The sequence below is a fragment of the Allobosea sp. 05T433 genome, from assembly GCF_056396065.1.
Window position 1 is genome coordinate 1 of record NZ_JBFTKS010000035.1, and the last position, 15,720, is coordinate 15,720.

At 62.4% G+C, this 15,720-nt stretch carries 13 protein-coding genes and 1 pseudogene; 6 read left to right on the forward strand and 8 right to left on the reverse strand.

Annotated features, from left to right (window positions below; all coding sequences use genetic code 11):
* A pseudogene (locus AC1DGP_RS30540) lies at positions 1-118 on the forward strand (IS630 family transposase); the annotation flags it as partial.
* Positions 119-900: 782 nt separating this feature from the next.
* On the opposite strand, the gene AC1DGP_RS30545 reads toward AC1DGP_RS30540, so the two are convergent.
* Positions 901-1,809: a LysR family transcriptional regulator gene (locus tag AC1DGP_RS30545; protein ID WP_441509163.1), complete on the reverse strand. Its 909-nt coding sequence runs from the start codon at positions 1,807-1,809 to the stop codon at positions 901-903.
* 99 nt (positions 1,810-1,908) lie between these two features.
* Here AC1DGP_RS30545 and AC1DGP_RS30550 point away from each other — a divergent pair, with 99 nt between their 5' ends.
* The 5 genes from AC1DGP_RS30550 (at position 1,909) to AC1DGP_RS30570 (ending at position 5,364) form a co-directional block, all read left to right on the forward strand.
* Positions 1,909-3,135, forward strand: coding sequence for an MFS transporter (locus AC1DGP_RS30550; protein ID WP_476832929.1), 1,227 nt, complete (start codon positions 1,909-1,911; stop codon positions 3,133-3,135).
* A gap of 296 nt (positions 3,136-3,431) precedes the next feature.
* Positions 3,432-3,647, forward strand: a complete 216-nt coding sequence (locus tag AC1DGP_RS30555; protein WP_476769206.1) for a CBS domain-containing protein — start codon at positions 3,432-3,434, stop codon at positions 3,645-3,647.
* Positions 3,644-3,874 (forward strand): CBS domain-containing protein, encoded by a 231-nt coding sequence (locus tag AC1DGP_RS30560; protein ID WP_476832930.1) that lies wholly within the window; start codon positions 3,644-3,646, stop codon positions 3,872-3,874. The genes AC1DGP_RS30555 and AC1DGP_RS30560 overlap by 4 nt, the downstream gene beginning before the upstream one ends.
* Positions 3,875-4,331: 457 nt before the next feature.
* Positions 4,332-4,676: a hypothetical protein gene (locus tag AC1DGP_RS30565; RefSeq protein ID WP_476769208.1), complete on the forward strand. Its 345-nt coding sequence runs from the start codon at positions 4,332-4,334 to the stop codon at positions 4,674-4,676.
* A 499-nt stretch (positions 4,677-5,175) separates the two neighbouring features.
* Entirely contained in the window at positions 5,176-5,364 is a 189-nt protein-coding gene (locus tag AC1DGP_RS30570) for a hypothetical protein (RefSeq protein ID WP_476769209.1), read from the forward strand.
* A 672-nt stretch (positions 5,365-6,036) separates the two neighbouring features.
* Here the strand turns inward: AC1DGP_RS30570 and AC1DGP_RS30575 are convergent.
* The 7 genes from AC1DGP_RS30575 to AC1DGP_RS30605 all read right to left on the reverse strand — a co-directional run bounded on the left by AC1DGP_RS30575 (position 6,037) and on the right by AC1DGP_RS30605 (position 15,686).
* Entirely contained in the window at positions 6,037-7,077 is a 1,041-nt protein-coding gene (locus AC1DGP_RS30575) for a lactonase family protein (protein ID WP_476832931.1), read from the reverse strand.
* A gap of 299 nt (positions 7,078-7,376) precedes the next feature.
* Positions 7,377-8,579 carry a mandelate racemase/muconate lactonizing enzyme family protein gene (locus tag AC1DGP_RS30580; protein ID WP_476769211.1) on the reverse strand — a complete coding sequence of 401 codons (1,203 nt, stop codon included), beginning with the start codon at positions 8,577-8,579 and terminating at the stop codon, positions 7,377-7,379.
* Positions 8,580-8,583: 4 nt separating this feature from the next.
* Complete coding sequence (locus AC1DGP_RS30585) at positions 8,584-9,804, reverse strand: mandelate racemase/muconate lactonizing enzyme family protein (RefSeq protein WP_476832932.1); 1,221 nt, start codon at positions 9,802-9,804, stop codon at positions 8,584-8,586.
* Positions 9,805-9,824: 20 nt separating this feature from the next.
* On the reverse strand, positions 9,825-11,552 hold the full coding sequence (locus tag AC1DGP_RS30590; protein WP_476769213.1) for an ABC transporter ATP-binding protein: 1,728 nt from the start codon (positions 11,550-11,552) through the stop codon (positions 9,825-9,827).
* Positions 11,549-12,676, reverse strand: coding sequence for an ABC transporter permease (locus tag AC1DGP_RS30595; protein ID WP_476832933.1), 1,128 nt, complete (start codon positions 12,674-12,676; stop codon positions 11,549-11,551). The genes AC1DGP_RS30590 and AC1DGP_RS30595 overlap by 4 nt, the downstream gene beginning before the upstream one ends.
* Before the next feature lie 3 nt (positions 12,677-12,679).
* Positions 12,680-13,666, reverse strand: coding sequence for an ABC transporter permease (locus AC1DGP_RS30600; protein ID WP_441492627.1), 987 nt, complete (start codon positions 13,664-13,666; stop codon positions 12,680-12,682).
* Positions 13,667-13,727: 61 nt separating this feature from the next.
* On the reverse strand, positions 13,728-15,686 hold the full coding sequence (locus tag AC1DGP_RS30605) for an ABC transporter substrate-binding protein (RefSeq protein ID WP_476832934.1): 1,959 nt from the start codon (positions 15,684-15,686) through the stop codon (positions 13,728-13,730).
* Positions 15,687-15,720 lie beyond the last annotated feature (34 nt).

A 15,720-nucleotide genomic window follows, 5' to 3' on the forward strand; every position in this document is an offset into this window, starting at 1 on the left:
AAAAGCAGCCGAGCGAACCGTCGAAGGCCTCTGGCGAACCATCGGAACAATCCTCGACGCCTTCACTCCCGACGAATGCAAAAACTACTTCAGGGCTGCCGGATATGAGCCGGAATAACGTGAAAATGCTCTAGACTGGAACACCGCCTTGCTGGTMAATGGCTCGACCAGTTCGCCCGTGAAACCGTTCATTTGAGGCAAGGTGGAGAGCCTTTCCGACATCGCTCGCCTCCCAAGAATTTTTGGCGGGGGAGCGAGGCTAGGTGAACTACTGATGCCGCGGCGTGATCGGAACCGATGATACGGGCACCAATTGTTTGGGTGACAATCGGTCGAAGGTTCAGTGTCCATCCTGGATCGCTATCGGGGACCATGATCCGTCCGCTCTGAGATCCCCGAGTCGAGGGTTCGCGCGTTTGAGACGAAGATCGTCAACTCATCTTACGAATATCTGGCGGCTTTGGCCGAAGGAACAGCCGCCTATCGTTGCCTAGGACGTCCACCAGCGCGAGCCGACAACTGGCACTAATTATGTCAAATACGGCTCCTCCGTCTAAACGCGTGCTCGGTGCTGCGGTGCCGCTGATCGTAAAGCCGGCGTTGAAGCGGGCTCTTGTCCCCCGCGTGTGCGAAGACAGCCACGACAAACAGGGCCGTAAGCCCGATAAGGGCATAAAGCATGGCGATGACGCTCGTTTCCCCAGACCCAAAGCAACATAAGCCGCGGAGCAATGATCTCGCGAATCAAACCCACTGCCAAGCGGAAATGACCGCATCGATAGAGCCGCGATGGAAAATAAACTGAAGTTTGGAGCCGGCAAGTATACTTATACGGCTTCGATCACAAGGCGCCAATCGGGGACTGATAAGGCCTCGTGAAGCACTGCTCTGAGCACCGTGTTACGATAACAGCGGCATCGGAAGCTGAAGCCCTTCGATCAAGGCATTGCGGAACACTTCAATCGGCCGCGCGAGCCTGCCTGCCGGGGGGCGGTGCAGCAACCAAGCGCGCACTTGCGGCTTGAAGTTTGGGCAGTCGATGACCTCAACTCCCTCGCGCCAGCGGCCGTCGGCGAAGGCGGCCGGGGTGACTATGCCGATGCCGTGGCCGCGCGCCACCAGCGACATTCTGAGATCGACACTGAGAGCCTCCACCCCAACTTGGAAAGGCAGCCGCGCCGCCTCGAAGCTCTGGCGGATATAGGCACGAAAGCCACAGCCATTTTCGTTCATCACCCAGGGAAATTGCGACAGCGTGGCAAGGTCGGCTTCCCGCGGTACACCAAGGTCGGATGACGCAACCAGCAGCACTGTTTGCGCGCCGAGATCGTCGCAGATCAGTTCCTGCGGCGGCGCCAAACCCTCCGCGAGACACACCGCCACTGCGTCGAGCTCGCTGCGCGCCACCTGCTCGACCAGCCTTGGCGACCAGCCGGAGGTGATGCGTAAAGTCAGTTGCGGGAACGCGGCGCGCAGGCCATCGAGCGGCATCGCCAGCGCGGCATCGGAGAGATAGGGCATAATGCCCAGCCGGAACTCGCCCCTGACCTCGCCCTCTGGCGACACGCCGGCCTTCAAATCCTCAAGCGAACGTAGCACGCGCCGGCCATGTTCATAGGCTTCACGGCCGGAGGCTGTCGGCTTCAGCGGCTTCGACTGGCGGTCGAGCAACGCCGTTGCCAGCGCGTCCTCAAGGTTCTGGATGCGGCGGGTTACACCCGGCTGGGTAAGATTAAGTCTCGCTGACGCACCGACGATCGAACCGGTTTCCACCACGGCGATAAAGGCTTCGAGGTCATGAATGTTCATAATAGACCCGCATAATCATTATCGAATTTATTGAATTGTAGCATGGTGACGGTTTCGCATAAAAGCAAAAAACGATATGCGGAATGTTGAGGATCGACCATGCAAGGAACGAAAGACGGACAAATGACGCATTTGCCGGCCGCCACAATTACCGGCCCGCAGACTGTGCTATTTGCCACCGCTGTCGGCATCATCATCACCAATCTGTTCGCGCCGCAGACATTAGTTGGCCTAATCGGGTCATCGTTCGGCGCCGATGCCGCAGGCTTCGGCCTCGTCGCCATGGCCACCCTGCTTGGCTATGCCGCCGGCCTATTCTTCCTCGTGCCGCTCGCCGATCTCGCCGAGAATCGCGCCCTAATCCTGCGTATGTTGATCGCGGCAGCAATGGCCGCTGGTATTGCCACACTCGCGCCTACGGCAAGCGCGCTGCTGATAGTGCTGTTCGTCCTGGGCGCCGCCTGTTCCGCGATTCAGATCCTTGTGCCGATCGCCGCATCCATGGCCCCACCTGGACAGGATGGTCGCGTTATCGGCGACGTCATGAGCGGGTTGATGGTCGGCATCCTGCTGGCGCGTCCGCTGGCCAGCCTGGTCGCCGATGCTTGGGGCTGGCGAGCCTTCTATGGCCTCAGCGCGGCTTCTCTGATTCTGCTCGCCTGCGTCCTCGCTTTCAGCTTGCCGCGACGGCTCCCGGTAGCGAGAACATCCTATGGCGCGCTGATCGCCTCGCTGCTCGGCCTTTTGCGCGACGAACCGATGCTTCGACGGCGCGCCCTGACAGCGGCGCTGGTAATGGCGGCGTTCAGCTTGTTCTGGACGGCGGTGGCATTGCGCCTTGCACAGTCGCCCTTCGACCTCGGCCAGCGCGGCATTGCGCTGTTTGCGTTGGCGGGCGCCGGAGGTGCTGCAGTCACGCCGCTGTTCGGCCGCGCTGGAGATCGTGGTTTGACGCGCTCCGCCACTATCGCCTGCCACCTCGTGCTGATCGGCGCGATGGCGCTGTCGGCGTGGGCAGGCTCCGCCGCAGCCGCGACCGCAACCGGATGGGTTCCGTTGGGGCTAATGGTCGTCAGCGCCGTGCTGCTCGACATCGGCGTAATCGGCGACCAAACGCTCGGCCGCCGCGCCATCAACCTACTACAGCCCAAGGCGCGCGGACGCTTAAATGGGCTGTTCGTGGGCATTTTCTTCATCGGTGGCGCCACCGGATCGATGCTGGCCGGCATCGCTTGGGCCTGGAATGGCTGGCCAGCTGTCTGCTCCGCCGGCGCTGCATTCGGCCTCGCAGCTCTGCTGGTCGACTGGATCGGCGGCCCGGAGTAAGGACTGGTCCGCTGGCCCTGCTGTCGGCCCTGGCTGCGCCGAATTGCCTGGTCACCGCACACTATGCTGGCTCGCCCCCTGATGATCCGTTATCATCCACGAGCATGCCACTCCCTGGGGGCAGGCCTTCGCCAGAGTCCTTTCCCGGACCACGCTGCTTTCGGCGCCCAAGGCAGTTTTCTGAATAGCGCGCTCGGCTGGCGCAGCGCATTCCGGCGCAGCGTGGAGACCACCAGGCAATCCCTTCAGAGAGCGACATGCCTCAGACTCGAAGCCGCGCAGAGCAGGAGGTTATCATGCTCGTTCGTGACGCTATGACCGCACATGCAGAATGGATCTCTCCGGACATCTCGCTGACCGAGGTCGCGCGCAAGATGCGCGACGCGAAAATCGGGTGCCTTCCGGTGGGAGAAAATGATCGCCTTATCGGAATGATCACGGACAGAGACCTTCCTGCCGTGGCTGCGCCGAAGGGGCCGATCCCAACACTACAAAGGCGAGAAAGGTCATGACGGCGGGCATCACCTGGTGCTTCGAGGACGATGACGTCAGGGATGCGACGCGCCGCATGGCGGAGGAGCAAATCCATCATGTTCCGGTGATGAACAGAGAGAAACGGATGATCGGTATCCTCTCCCTGTCGGATTTGGCGCTGAGAGCGCCGATGGACCTGTTCGCTGAGGTATCGCAGCTTGTTGCACGCGACGCATCGCGTCACGCCTCGGCGCCTTCCCACTAGCTTCCATGGGGCCTGATCGCGACGACAGTCAGGGTGAGCAGCGCGAGATCGCGCAAGCGGGCTTTCTCGCGCGAAGGCGAATTGGCGCCTGCGCTCATCCTGATGATGGGGGGCGGCATCCGACTCTGCCGATCGTCGACACAGCCCGGAACGGCCTGTCGGCGCGCTCACGATGCTGCTTCTGTTAATGCTCGTGACGCCCGATATGTGCGAGGAGTTGTTTACTGCGCCGATAAACAGCATGCGCGGAAGCGGCACTTGAGGCTGGCTTCACTGCACGGGACGGCGACCACAAGTTGGATGACGACGAGGAAGACGACGACGACTATTGTCGTTGACTAGCGTCGCGCCTTGAACCGCCAATCGCCATGGGTCGCTGGGCGATGGCATGACCAGTGGGGCAATTCCGAAGGAATCCGGCATTGTCATCTACCTCTCGACTTGAGGACATCCGACCATGGCCCATTGGAACGGGAATATGCCGGAGACTCCGAAGAAGGTGGCCTGGTACGAGACCAGCGTCGATGGCGTCAGCCTTTGGCACACCGACCCGAATGATCAGCCGGACAAGGCTTGGTTTGTAATCAGGCCGAGCCGGTTTTCCGCGGGGAGCTTTATCGGCACCGATCAGGAAAACCGTCGGGCGGTCTGCGCCGAGGACAGCGTCGAGGAGGCCAAGGCCGCCGCGCTGCTCTGGCTTGAGCGGCTATTGAACAAAGACGACATCCCGGACGAGGACGAGGAAGACCCGGCCGAGCGCTACGCCCACCGTCACGAACACGGGCACGACGCCGACGACTGAGCGCCCGTGCCATCTACAGAACCCGTGCTTGCACTGGTAGGCGAGCGGCTGGCGCAGTCTAGGTCAATCACCATGCAGCATCGCGGCGTCGCTGGTCGCGGCCCACTGCACGTACGCCGCCCCGGGGGCCTGCCGTCCGCGTTATCTGCGCACTATAGGTCGAGATCCTGGCGATCCGCAGCATAGCGGCTATGGTTTTCCTATGCTTCGACCGCTTGCTCAGCTGCTTCCGCGGCGAGACCTTGCTTACGCAAATCACGGGCGCCGGTAGCTGGCATCATTCGCACGATGATCGCATAGGTTGCTCGCTGCCCGGATGCAGGACGTTCAGTTCCGTTGGCAGAAATCAGCAAATATTTGGCGCGATATCGCATTCTATATCAGATTGTATCCGCTAATTCGGGCAAGTTGACCGAATGACTTGTTGAGTATAGCCCGAAACGTTTTTGCTGCATCACCTCTGGTAATCGGCGCTAGATACGCACTGAGGAATGAGCCAATGCCTGATAATGTGTCCAAGCAGAATCTTGATAACCAGATTGCGGTCGTCCGAAGAAATATAGCCGATCTGATGGAACGAGCCACCGCAACCACTGGATCTGCTGCGGAAGAAGCAATCGCGAACAGGATCAACCATCAACAAGAGCTGCTGAACCAGCTGCTGAAACAGCGCGAGGCGATGGAATAAGGCGTTCCTTGCGCTGGGGCGAATAGGCCGCCGAAGCCGAAAAATACCGTCTGACCGAAGTCTTCAGGAGAAATCGGCGCTTGCACGGAGGCGGACGAAGAGTTCGTCGGCGCGGGAGAACATTGCCTTTGGCAGGCCCGAGGCATCGGGCCCAGAGATCGAACAAGCGGCTCGCGAAGCGGTCGCCGACGAATTCATCGCCAGACTCGAGTAGGGGCTCGAGGCACAGCTAGGCGAGCGCGGCGTTATGCTGTCCGGCGGCCAGCCGTTCGGGCCAGGAATAAAGCCTTTCAGGCTCAGTTACGTCGGATGATGGCTTGGTTCGTATGACGACGAGTTGCCGGCCGATCGCGTAAATCGCGCTGCCCGAAAGCCACCGCAATCCATGGTGATCGTGAAGTCTGATTCGCAAGTTGGTCTGGGTTTCAGATCGCGAGTTCGTGCAGGAGGGGCAGCTTTGCAAGGTGAGAAAGGTTTCGAGATCACGAATGACGAGGATCGCAGCCTTGCAGTAAAGCGGGCCGCGGCGCTGCTTCGCTATGAGCCGGGCGGCGACGGAGAGCGAGAGCTCCTTGTCCTTACGGACGCAATCGCAGAGTATGACATGAGGGATTTTGAGAAGGCCCCGCGCTCGCGTCCTAGCGATGACCCCGCCTTTTCTCCTGGCTGACCTCAACCCAACTCGACCATCTCTACCCAATCCGGGCTGTTCCCCACCATGGCTCGGTCGGTAACACTGAGCCCGCCGCTCTCGTCGATCACATAAACTGTAGCGTGGTGGGTCGACTGTCCTAATGCCACCAGGTAGCGCCCGGTGGGGTCGATGCCGAAGCCGCGCGGCTGCGTCTCGGTAGGGATGTGCTGCAACAATCGCAATTTGCCATCTACCTCGACCGCGAAGCTCGCCAATATCGAGCTGTTCCGCTCAGAGGCATAGAGAAAGCGGCCGTCCGGCGTAATCTGGATATCAGCGCCCCAGGGCTTTGCTCTGAAGCCGACAGGCAGGATGTTGACGACCTGCTTGGTGTTGAGTGCGCCGTGTTCCGGATCGTAGTCGAAGACCGTGACCGAAGCATCGAGCTCGCCAAGTAGGTACACGGTCTTGCCGGCGGGACCGAAGATGAAATGGCGCGGCCCGGTGCCTTTCGGTAGGGCGGTCGCCCGTGGTTGCGCCAGCGTCCCGGCAACCTGGTCGAAATCGAAGCTGTAGACCACGTCGCCGCCCAGACTTGTCGCCAAAACATGCCGGTCGGATCGGTCGCCCATGATGCCATGGGCGTTCGGCGCAGTTGGAATACGCTGCGCTACCGGCTGCGCGACGCCGTCGGTCGCGATCGGACTTACCGTGACGACATGTCCGTCATAGGAAGCGCCGAACAGGAAGCGTCCGCTGAGATCGGTGCGAATATAGGCGACGCTCTCCGCCATCGCGGCAAAGCCAAGTTCAGACAGCGCACCGGTGGCCCGGTCGATTCGGAAGGTTGCGACGCCGCGTGGCGCCCCACGCATGGCGGCGTAGAGGAACTCTCGACCCGGCGACAGTGCTAACGGCAGCGAGCGGCCGGGTTCGGTCACGCCTGGGAAGGGCATGCGCTGGATCGGGCTCAGCGTACCGCTTTTGCCAGAGAGCCGCAGCACACTGATATCACCGCCCAATCCATTGCCAATATAAACGGCGAGATCGGCCTGTTCTCTGGCATGATGAGGCGACATGCACGGCTCCTATTGCTTCCCGGAGGCCCGACCAAATCAGGACTTACTTGATGATTATGGGGCTGCTCTAACCCTCAGGGCATCCCAGCCCGAGGCAGATCCGACCTTGATCAACTTAGAGCAGGGGACGTCTAGCTGCGAGGCCTCGCAGGAGCGGCCAGCGCCTGCGCCACGGCCGCGAATGGCGCCGTGCTCGGCAAAGACCATCCTCTTATAGGCATGGACATCGCCGAGCCCGACTAGATGCCGGCGGGGGACGGCGTATTCGCCGAGATAGCTGCCGGAATCCGACATTGCCATTAGGCATAAGCCGTCGAGCCATCCGGGCGGCACGGGACCTTCCGCTCCCAATGAACGTAGTCCTCCTTGGCCAGGACATTCATGTCCATCTCGACCCCCCAGCCCGGGCGATCGGGCCGCAATTGCAGATAGCCATCCCTTGGCAGATAGGGGTCCTTGACGTACCAGGCCCCCTGCGAGCGATCGGGCTGGGCAATGGCGTCGCCGCTGCCGTCGCCAAAGGCATAGTTGGGGCCGTGCGGCAGCCGGTATTCCAGAATCCGGAAATTGGGCTGCGCAGCCGAGAAATGCAGGTTCACGGCGGTGGCCAGCGGCCCCATCGGGTTGTGGGGCGCGATGGTCACGTAGTGTGCCTCGGCAATCGCGGCGATCTTGCGCATCTCCAGCAGACCGCCAACGACGCAAATATCGGGTTGGATGATGTCGCAGCCCTTGACCGAGAGCAGCCGCAGGAACTCGAAACGGCTGTACAAAGACTCGCCCGTCGCCAGCGTGCAGGCGAGGCCGCGCTTCAGCTCGCCCCAGGCTTCGAAGTTTTCGGGCCGGAGCGGTTCCTCAAAGAAGAGCGGATCGTAGGGGGCAAGCGCGTTACCGAGCTGCATCGCCTGCCCGACTTCGAAGATCTTGGCATGAGCGTCAAAGGCGATCTCATAGTCCGAACGCACGGTCTCGCGCAGATTGCGAAAATACTCGGCGCTGGTTCGCACGACCTCGCCCCAGCGATGCGCGTGCATGTCGATCCGATAGGGACTGAGCTTGAACGCCGTCAGCCCCCACTGCTCGTTCAGCGCGTTGAGTTCGTCGCGCGCAATGGCCGGGTCTGGGGCGGTGTAGACACCGGCATAGACACGCACCTTGTCGCGCACATTGCCGCCAAGCAGCATGTAGACCGGCACGCCAAGAGCCTTGGCCGAGATGTCCCAAAGGCAATGGTCGATGGCCGATATCGCCGCCAGCCCGAGTGCGCCTGGCGGAAAGCGGCTCTGCTGGAGCAGGTAGAGGATCAGGTACTCGATCCGTCGCGGGTCTTGCCCGCGGATAAACTCGAACAGGTAGTCGAGCAGAGGCAATAGCGCCCGGTCAGGCCCGTGATTGTAGCACTCGCCCCAGCCGGTCAATCCGTCATCGGTGTCGATGGCGACAACTACACGGGGACGATCCTTGTCGCGCGACATATAAGCCCGCAAGCGCTCGATCTTCATAGGCTCAGTCCTTGAAATAGACGCCGCGCTTCCAGCGCGACTGCACGTAGACATGCTCGCGGAAAGTTCCCTCGGCATAGGAGCCGGCCCCCTCCGTCACGGGGATCGAGACATTCATGTCGCTGGGCCATTGCGCGACGAAATCCTCGTCGATCTCGACACCGAGACCGGGGCGGTCGGGGACGTCGAGATAGCCGTCGCGCGAGACTGGGTGCGGGATCACCGTCTTGGCGCGGCCGTCCCAGTCATCCTCGATGCGCTCGAGGATGAGGCCATTTGGGCAGCTTGCGAGGAGATGCAGGGCAGCATATTCCGCGACCGGCCCGAGCGAGCCGGAATGTGGCGCAAGCATGATGTGATGCGCCTCTGCCATTGCCGCGATCTTCTTCATCTGGGTTATCCCGCCGGCTCGGCCGGTGTCCGGCTGGACCACGTCGATCAGGTCGCGCTCGATCAGCTCGCGTTCACCGAAGATGGTCGCCATCCGCTCACCGGCCGCCAGCGTCACCGAGGAATGGTTGCGTATGCGGGCGTAGCCGTCGAGATTATCGGGCGCGATCGGGTCCTCGACCCACATCATCTTGTAGGGCTCAAGCGCCCGGCACACCTGCGTCGCATCGGCCGGTGTCAGCCATGGTGGGCCATGCAGGTCGATGGCGATGTCCATCTCCGCGCCGACCGCCTCACGCAGCGCCGCGACCTTCCTGACGGGATCGGAGACGCCGCCGCATTTCAACGCGGTAACGCCGCGCTGCTTCAGCGACAATGCCGCCTCCGGAGTGTTGGCATGGCCGTAGATACGGATCCTGTCGCGTAGTTTGCCGCCGAGTAGGTTCCAGACCGGCGTATCCAGCGCCTTGCCCTTGATGTCCCACAACGCCATGTCGATACCGGTCATGGCGCCTGCGCCGACCACGCCGGTCATGCCGTGGCCCATGATCGCGATCTGCATCTTCTGCCAGAGCCGCTCGATATGGGTCGGATCCTCGCCGACGAGCAGCGCTTTCAGGTCCTCGACCGCCGTCCTGATGACGCGCGGCCAGCCGGAGCATTCGCCGATGCCGGTGATGCCTTCGTCGGTGACGACCTTGACGAAGAGCCAGTTGCGGCTGCCGGTGAGGTTCTTCGAGAATTGCTGGGATCCGAACGAGCCGTCCGCGGCCCAGTTCTTCAGGCTGGGGGCGCCCGCATGCATCAGGAAGGTCTTGATGTCGACGATCTTCATGGGGCTGATCCGTAGGCTCGTTAACCGGAGTAGCGGTGGCGGCGGTGGATGCTGCGCGCCCGAGGGTCGGGTCGCGGAATGGCGGAGAGCAAGGCCTGGGTATAGGCGTGCGTGGGCGTATTGCAGACTTGCTCGGCCCCACCGGTCTCGACCACCTTGCCGCGGTACATCACAGCCACCCGGTCGCACATGTAGCGGATGACGCCGATGTCGTGGCTGATGAAGACGTAGGATAAGCCGAGCTTGTCCTGCAGGTTCATCATCAGGTCGAGCATTTGCGAGCGCAGCGAGACGTCGAGCGCCGAGGTCGCCTCATCGGCGACGATGACGCGTGGGTTAAGGGAGATGGCACGCGCGATGCCGATGCGCTGGCGCTGGCCGCCGGAGAAGGCATGCGGATAGCGCTCCCGCCAGGAGGGCTCCAGGCCGACCTGGCGCAACAGTTCAGCAACCCGGTCGTCGAGCTCTTTGCCGGAGGCGATCTTGTTGACGAGCAGGGGCTCGCCGATGATCTGGGCCACCGTCATGCGCGGGTTGAGCGAACCCACCGGATCCTGGAAGATCATGCGGATCTCGCGCCGGCAGGCCCTCAGCGTCTCCTTGTCAGCCTTGAGCAGGTCGACGACCTCGCCATCGGCGCGTCGATAGTCGATCGCTCCGGCGTTGGGTTCGTAGACCCGCAGCAGGCAGCGCCCCATCGTGGTTTTGCCCGAACCGGACTCGCCGACAATGCCGAGCGTCTCCCCCGGTCTGACCTCCAGCGAGACGTCGTCGACGGCCCTGAGCGGAGCCTTGGGCGAGCCAAAATGCATTTCCAGATTGCGGACCTGCAGGACGGGCGGAGCCTCTTGCGCGATCGGCGCGCGCCTCAGCCTGATCTCGGCCTTCTGCTCGAGCTTTAGCACGGAGCTGATCAGCATGCGGGTGTAGTCGTCCTGCGGCGCGTGGAATATGGCGTCGACCGGGCCGCTCTCCATCACCTTGCCGTGGTGCATCACCAGCACCTCATCGGCAACCTCGGCGACCACGCCCATATCGTGCGTAATGAACATCACGGCCATGCCGTGCTGCCGCTGCAGCCTCCTGATCAGATCAAGGATCTCGGCCTGCGTTGTGACGTCCAGCGCGGTCGTCGGCTCGTCGGCGATGAGCAGGGAGGGATTGCAGGCGAGCGCCATCGCGATCATTACGCGCTGGCGCATGCCGCCTGAAAACTCGAACGTATAGCGGTCGACGGCGGCTTCGGGTTTGGGAATCTCGACCTGCGCCAGGAGCTCGACGCAGCGCGCGCGAGCCTCCTTCTTGCCCATGTTCAGGTGGAGCTGCAGCACCTCCATGATCTGGTCGCCTACGGTATGGACCGGCGACAGCGACGACATCGGCTCCTGGAAGATCATCGCGATCTCGCGGCCGCGGACCGCGCGGATCTCACGCCCGCGCGGGTTGAGCTTCGCGAGATCGACGGAGGTTCCATCGGGCCGGCGCAAGACCATCGCGCCCGAGACGATACGCCCAGGTGCATCGACGATTTGCAGGATCGAGCGCGCGGTCACGCTCTTGCCCGAGCCGCTCTCGCCGACGATGCAGAGCGTCCTGCCACGCTGGAGCGTGAACGAGACTCCGTCGACAGCTTTGACGACGCCGTTGCGCACCGGGAAGTGCGTCACGAGATCCCTGACTTCGAGGATCGTCGGCGCCGGCGCGGCGGGGCGCAGCTCCTGGCCGATGGCGAGATCGATGACGCTCATTTGTTGTACGGATCGGCGGCATCGCGCAATCCGTCTCCAAGGAAGTTGAGGGCGATCACGGCGATCACCACGGCGACGCCGGGCGCGAACAGCCAGGGCGCGGTCGCGATCGAGCGGATGTTCTGTGCCTCGCGCAGCAATACGCCCCAGGAGATGGTCGGCGGCTGCAGCCCCAGGCCGAGAAAGCTGAGCGCGGTCTCTGCGAGGATCATGGCCGGGATCGCCAGCGAGATCGACGCGATGATGTGGCTGGCGAAGCTCGGCAGCATGTGGCGGAAGATGACCCGTCCTTCAGAGGCACCGTCGAGCCGCGCCGCGGTGACGAATTCTTCGGTACGCAGGCTCAGGAAGCGGCCCCGCACGACCCTGGCGAGCTGGGCCCAGCCGGTCAGCGACAGGATCAGCGTGATCATGAAATAGTTGAGGGTCGCGGGCCAATCCTGCGGCAGGGCTGCCGACAGCGCGAGCCAGATCGGGATGCTAGGTAGCGACAGCACGAACTCGATGACGCGCTGTACCGCAAAGTCGATGCGACCGCCGTAATATCCGGAGATGCCGCCGAGCAGGATGCCGATAGTCAGCGAAAGCAGGACGCCGACCAGGCCGACCGACAGGGAAATCTGGGCGCCCTGGATGATACGGCTGTAAACGCAGCGGCCGAGCCGATCCGTCCCGAGCAGAAAGATCGGCTGGGCCTTGTTTTCCGAGGCGATCAGGTGGGTCGTAGTGCTGAACAGCCCGAACAGCCTGTACTCGAAACCTTGGCCGAAGAACGTAACATAGGTTTTGCGGGCCTTGTCTTCGCTATAGACCGCTGAGAGCGTCTGCGGATCGCGCTTAAACACCGAAGGATGGATAAAGGGCCGGAAAGACCAGCTCCCATCCGCCCCCCTGTCGATGAAATGGATAGCCTGCGGTGGATGGAATGCCGCCCGTGCGTTCTGCTGCGACGGATCATTGATGGCGAAGAAACCCGGGGCAATGGCGATGATGTAAAGAAACACCGTGACGATCAGCCCCGCCATGGCAAGATGGTGGCGCTTGAACGCCCACCAGACGAGCTGCCATTGCGAGGCAACGGCCAGCCGGGTGCTGTCGACGGATGAAAGGGCGGTGTCGGTCATTACCTATTCCAGCCTGATGCGGGGGTCGACGAGGGCGAGCAGGATATCGCTGATGAGAGAGCCGATGAGCGTGAGCGTGCAGATCAGCAGCACGAACGCGCCGGCCAGATACATGTCCTGGCTCATCAGCGACTGGAGCAGGAGAGGCCCCGCCGTCGGCAGGCTCAGCACGATGGCGACGATGATCGAACCGGAGACGAGGTTCGGCAACAGCCAGGAAATCGTCGAGATGAACGGATTGAGGGCCAGGCGAACCGGGTACTTCACCAGCAGATGGAATTCCGAGAGGCCCTTGGCGCGCGCCGTCGTGACATAGGGCTTGTGCAGCTCGTCCAGCATGTTGGCGCGCATGACGCGGATCAGGCTGGCGGTGCCGGAGACAGCGAGAATGATGACGGGAATCCAGAGATGGTGCAGCAGGTCGATGACCTTGCCGATGCTCCAGGGGGCCGTGAGATACTGCTCGGAGAAGAGCCCGCCGACCTCCTGCCCGAATTCGACGGCTGCGACATACATCAGCACGAGCGCGAGCAGGAAGCTCGGAATGGCGAGGCCGAGGAAGCTGAAGAAGGTGACGATATAGTCGCCGATCGAATACTTCTTGACGGCCGAGAACACGCCGATCGGCAGTGCGATGCCCCAGGTCGCGAGTAGCGTCGAGAAAGTCAGCACCAGGGTCAGCGCCATCCGCTCCCAGATCAGGTCACTGACCGGCTGTTGCCATTCGAAGCTGAGGCCAAAATCACCTCTGAGCACGATGCCGCTGATCCATTTGAAATATTGGACGATCATCGGCTGATCGAGCCCGAAGCGGATTCTCAGATCGGCCGCCGTGTTCTGATCGACCACTTCGTTCGAGGCTGCGAGCGTCGCGATATAGGTCGTGACGAAGTCGCCCGGAGGAAGCTGGATCAGCACGAAGGACAGAAAACTGACGACGATCAGCGAGGGCACCATCCAGAGGAGGCGCTTGGCGATGAAGCGGAGCATGGCACTGCCTGTTGGGTGAGACGGCCCGGCCACGCTCGCGGCGCGGCCGGGCTGTCGTCGCTCACGTCGCGAAGAAGAACTGCTGAGGCAGGGCCGGGCCGGGATTGGGCCAGGTCCAGGCGTTGGGATATTTCGCCGGCACGTTCTGTAGGTTGTTCTTGCAGATGCCGAAGGCGTTCACCGCGAGGCAGATGCCGATGGTCTCAAAGGCGTCGGCGGTGATGTCGAAGACCTGCTTCATCAGCGCGGTGCGCTTCTCCAGGTCGGCCGTGGCGCGCGCCTGGTCGAACAGCTTCATGCGCTGCTTCTGGCCCTCCGGCGGTTCCTGGCCGTCCTTGCCGCCCGAGACGTACCATTGCGCCCACGGAATCGCGTAGCGCGAGCCCTGAGTGTGCTGGGCGAAGTAGTCACGCGGGTCGAGCATCGGGTCGAGTCCGCCGGGGCCCGGCCAGACGGCGGCATCATGGTCGTTGTTGTCGCCGCGCGTGTAGTAAAGGGCGCGCTCGATCGTGTTGACCTTGATGTCGACGCCGATTTCGGCCCAGTGGCGCTTCACCAGTTCGAGCGCATCGACCTCATCGGGATACAGCGTTGGAATCACGTCGATGGCGAAGAAGACCCTCTGCCCGTCCGGTCGCAGCCTGATGCCGTTGGCATCCTTCTTGGCGTAGCCGAGCTTGTCGAGAATGGCGTTGGCCTGGGCTGGGTCGTGGCTGGTGAACTGCTCGGACAAGCCGGCGTGATACCAGGGATGGCCGGGGCGGGGCCCAGTCTGATGCGGCTGCGACTGGCCGAGATAGACGAGGTCGATGATCTCCTTGCGGTCCATGCCCAACGAGAGCGCCTTGCGGAACTCCTTGTTGGCGAATATCTCGCGCATCTTGGCGTCCTTGTGCGTCATGTTCAGATAGATCTGAACCTGCTGCGACGAGGAGCTGATCAACTCGATCAGGCGGTAGCCGCCCTTCTGCATGTTCTGCGACAGGGTCGGCTTGTTCTGGAGCGTGTCGAGATGGCGCTCCTGGATGTCGAGGCGCCCGGAAATCGCATCCAGCATCAGCGACTCGACGTCCTGCGAGATGCTGAAGCTGAGCCTGTCGATATAGGGCAGCTGGTTACCGGCAGTGTCGACCTGCCAGAAATAGGGATTGCGTTCCATCACGACGCGCGTGGCGCCGCCGGTATAGGGCTCCTTGATGACCCAGGGGTCGAGCGTCGGCTTGTCGGCATTGCCCCAGCGCGATGGAATCTCGATATCGCCGCACTTGTTGCGGAACAGCGTTCCCCAGTCGGACAGGTTCGCCGCCTTGACCAACTCCGCCACGCCGGAATTGTATTTCGGGTGGAACTGGCTGCAGTAATGCTTGGCGAACAGCGTCGGGTGTTGTCCTAGCGGGGTCGCCATCATCTCGAGAAACAGCGCGTAGGGGCTGGCGAAGGTGAACTTGACCGTCGTCTCGTCGACCTTGGTCGCCGTGCCCGGCTTGTTGTCGATGACGATCGGCGAGGGGGCGGACTTATAGAGTTCGGTGTTCTTGGCGCAGTCCTCGATCGAGAAGACGATGTCATCTGCGGTGAAGGGCTTGCCGTCAGACCATTTCATGCCCTTGCGCAGGTAGAAGGTGAACTCGGTCGAGTCCGCGTTGACCTCCCATTTGTCGGCGACGTTCGGCAGGACCTCGGTGAAAGCAAGGTTCCAGCGCACCAAGCCCTGGTTGCCGACCATGCGCAGAATTCCGTTATGGTCGGAGGAGCCGCGCAGGCCGCGCCGGAGCGAGCCGCCGTAGCGGCCGACCTTGTCGACCTTGATTACCAGCGGGTTGGCAGAGACGCGCTCGGCCAGCGGCGGCAGCTTGCCCTCCGAGGCCAGCTTTGCGAGGGCCGGCGCCTCCTTGGCGGTTTGGGCGAAGGCGGCGTGGGGCAGCGTCGAGAGCGCGGTGGCGCCGGCAAGCCCTTTMAGCATATCGCGGCGGTCCAGTCCGCGGCGCCGGTGTGGTCCTCTTTGCGTATCCCTGCTCATGCCATCCTCCCGGATTGAGATGTTGCCGGCCTGT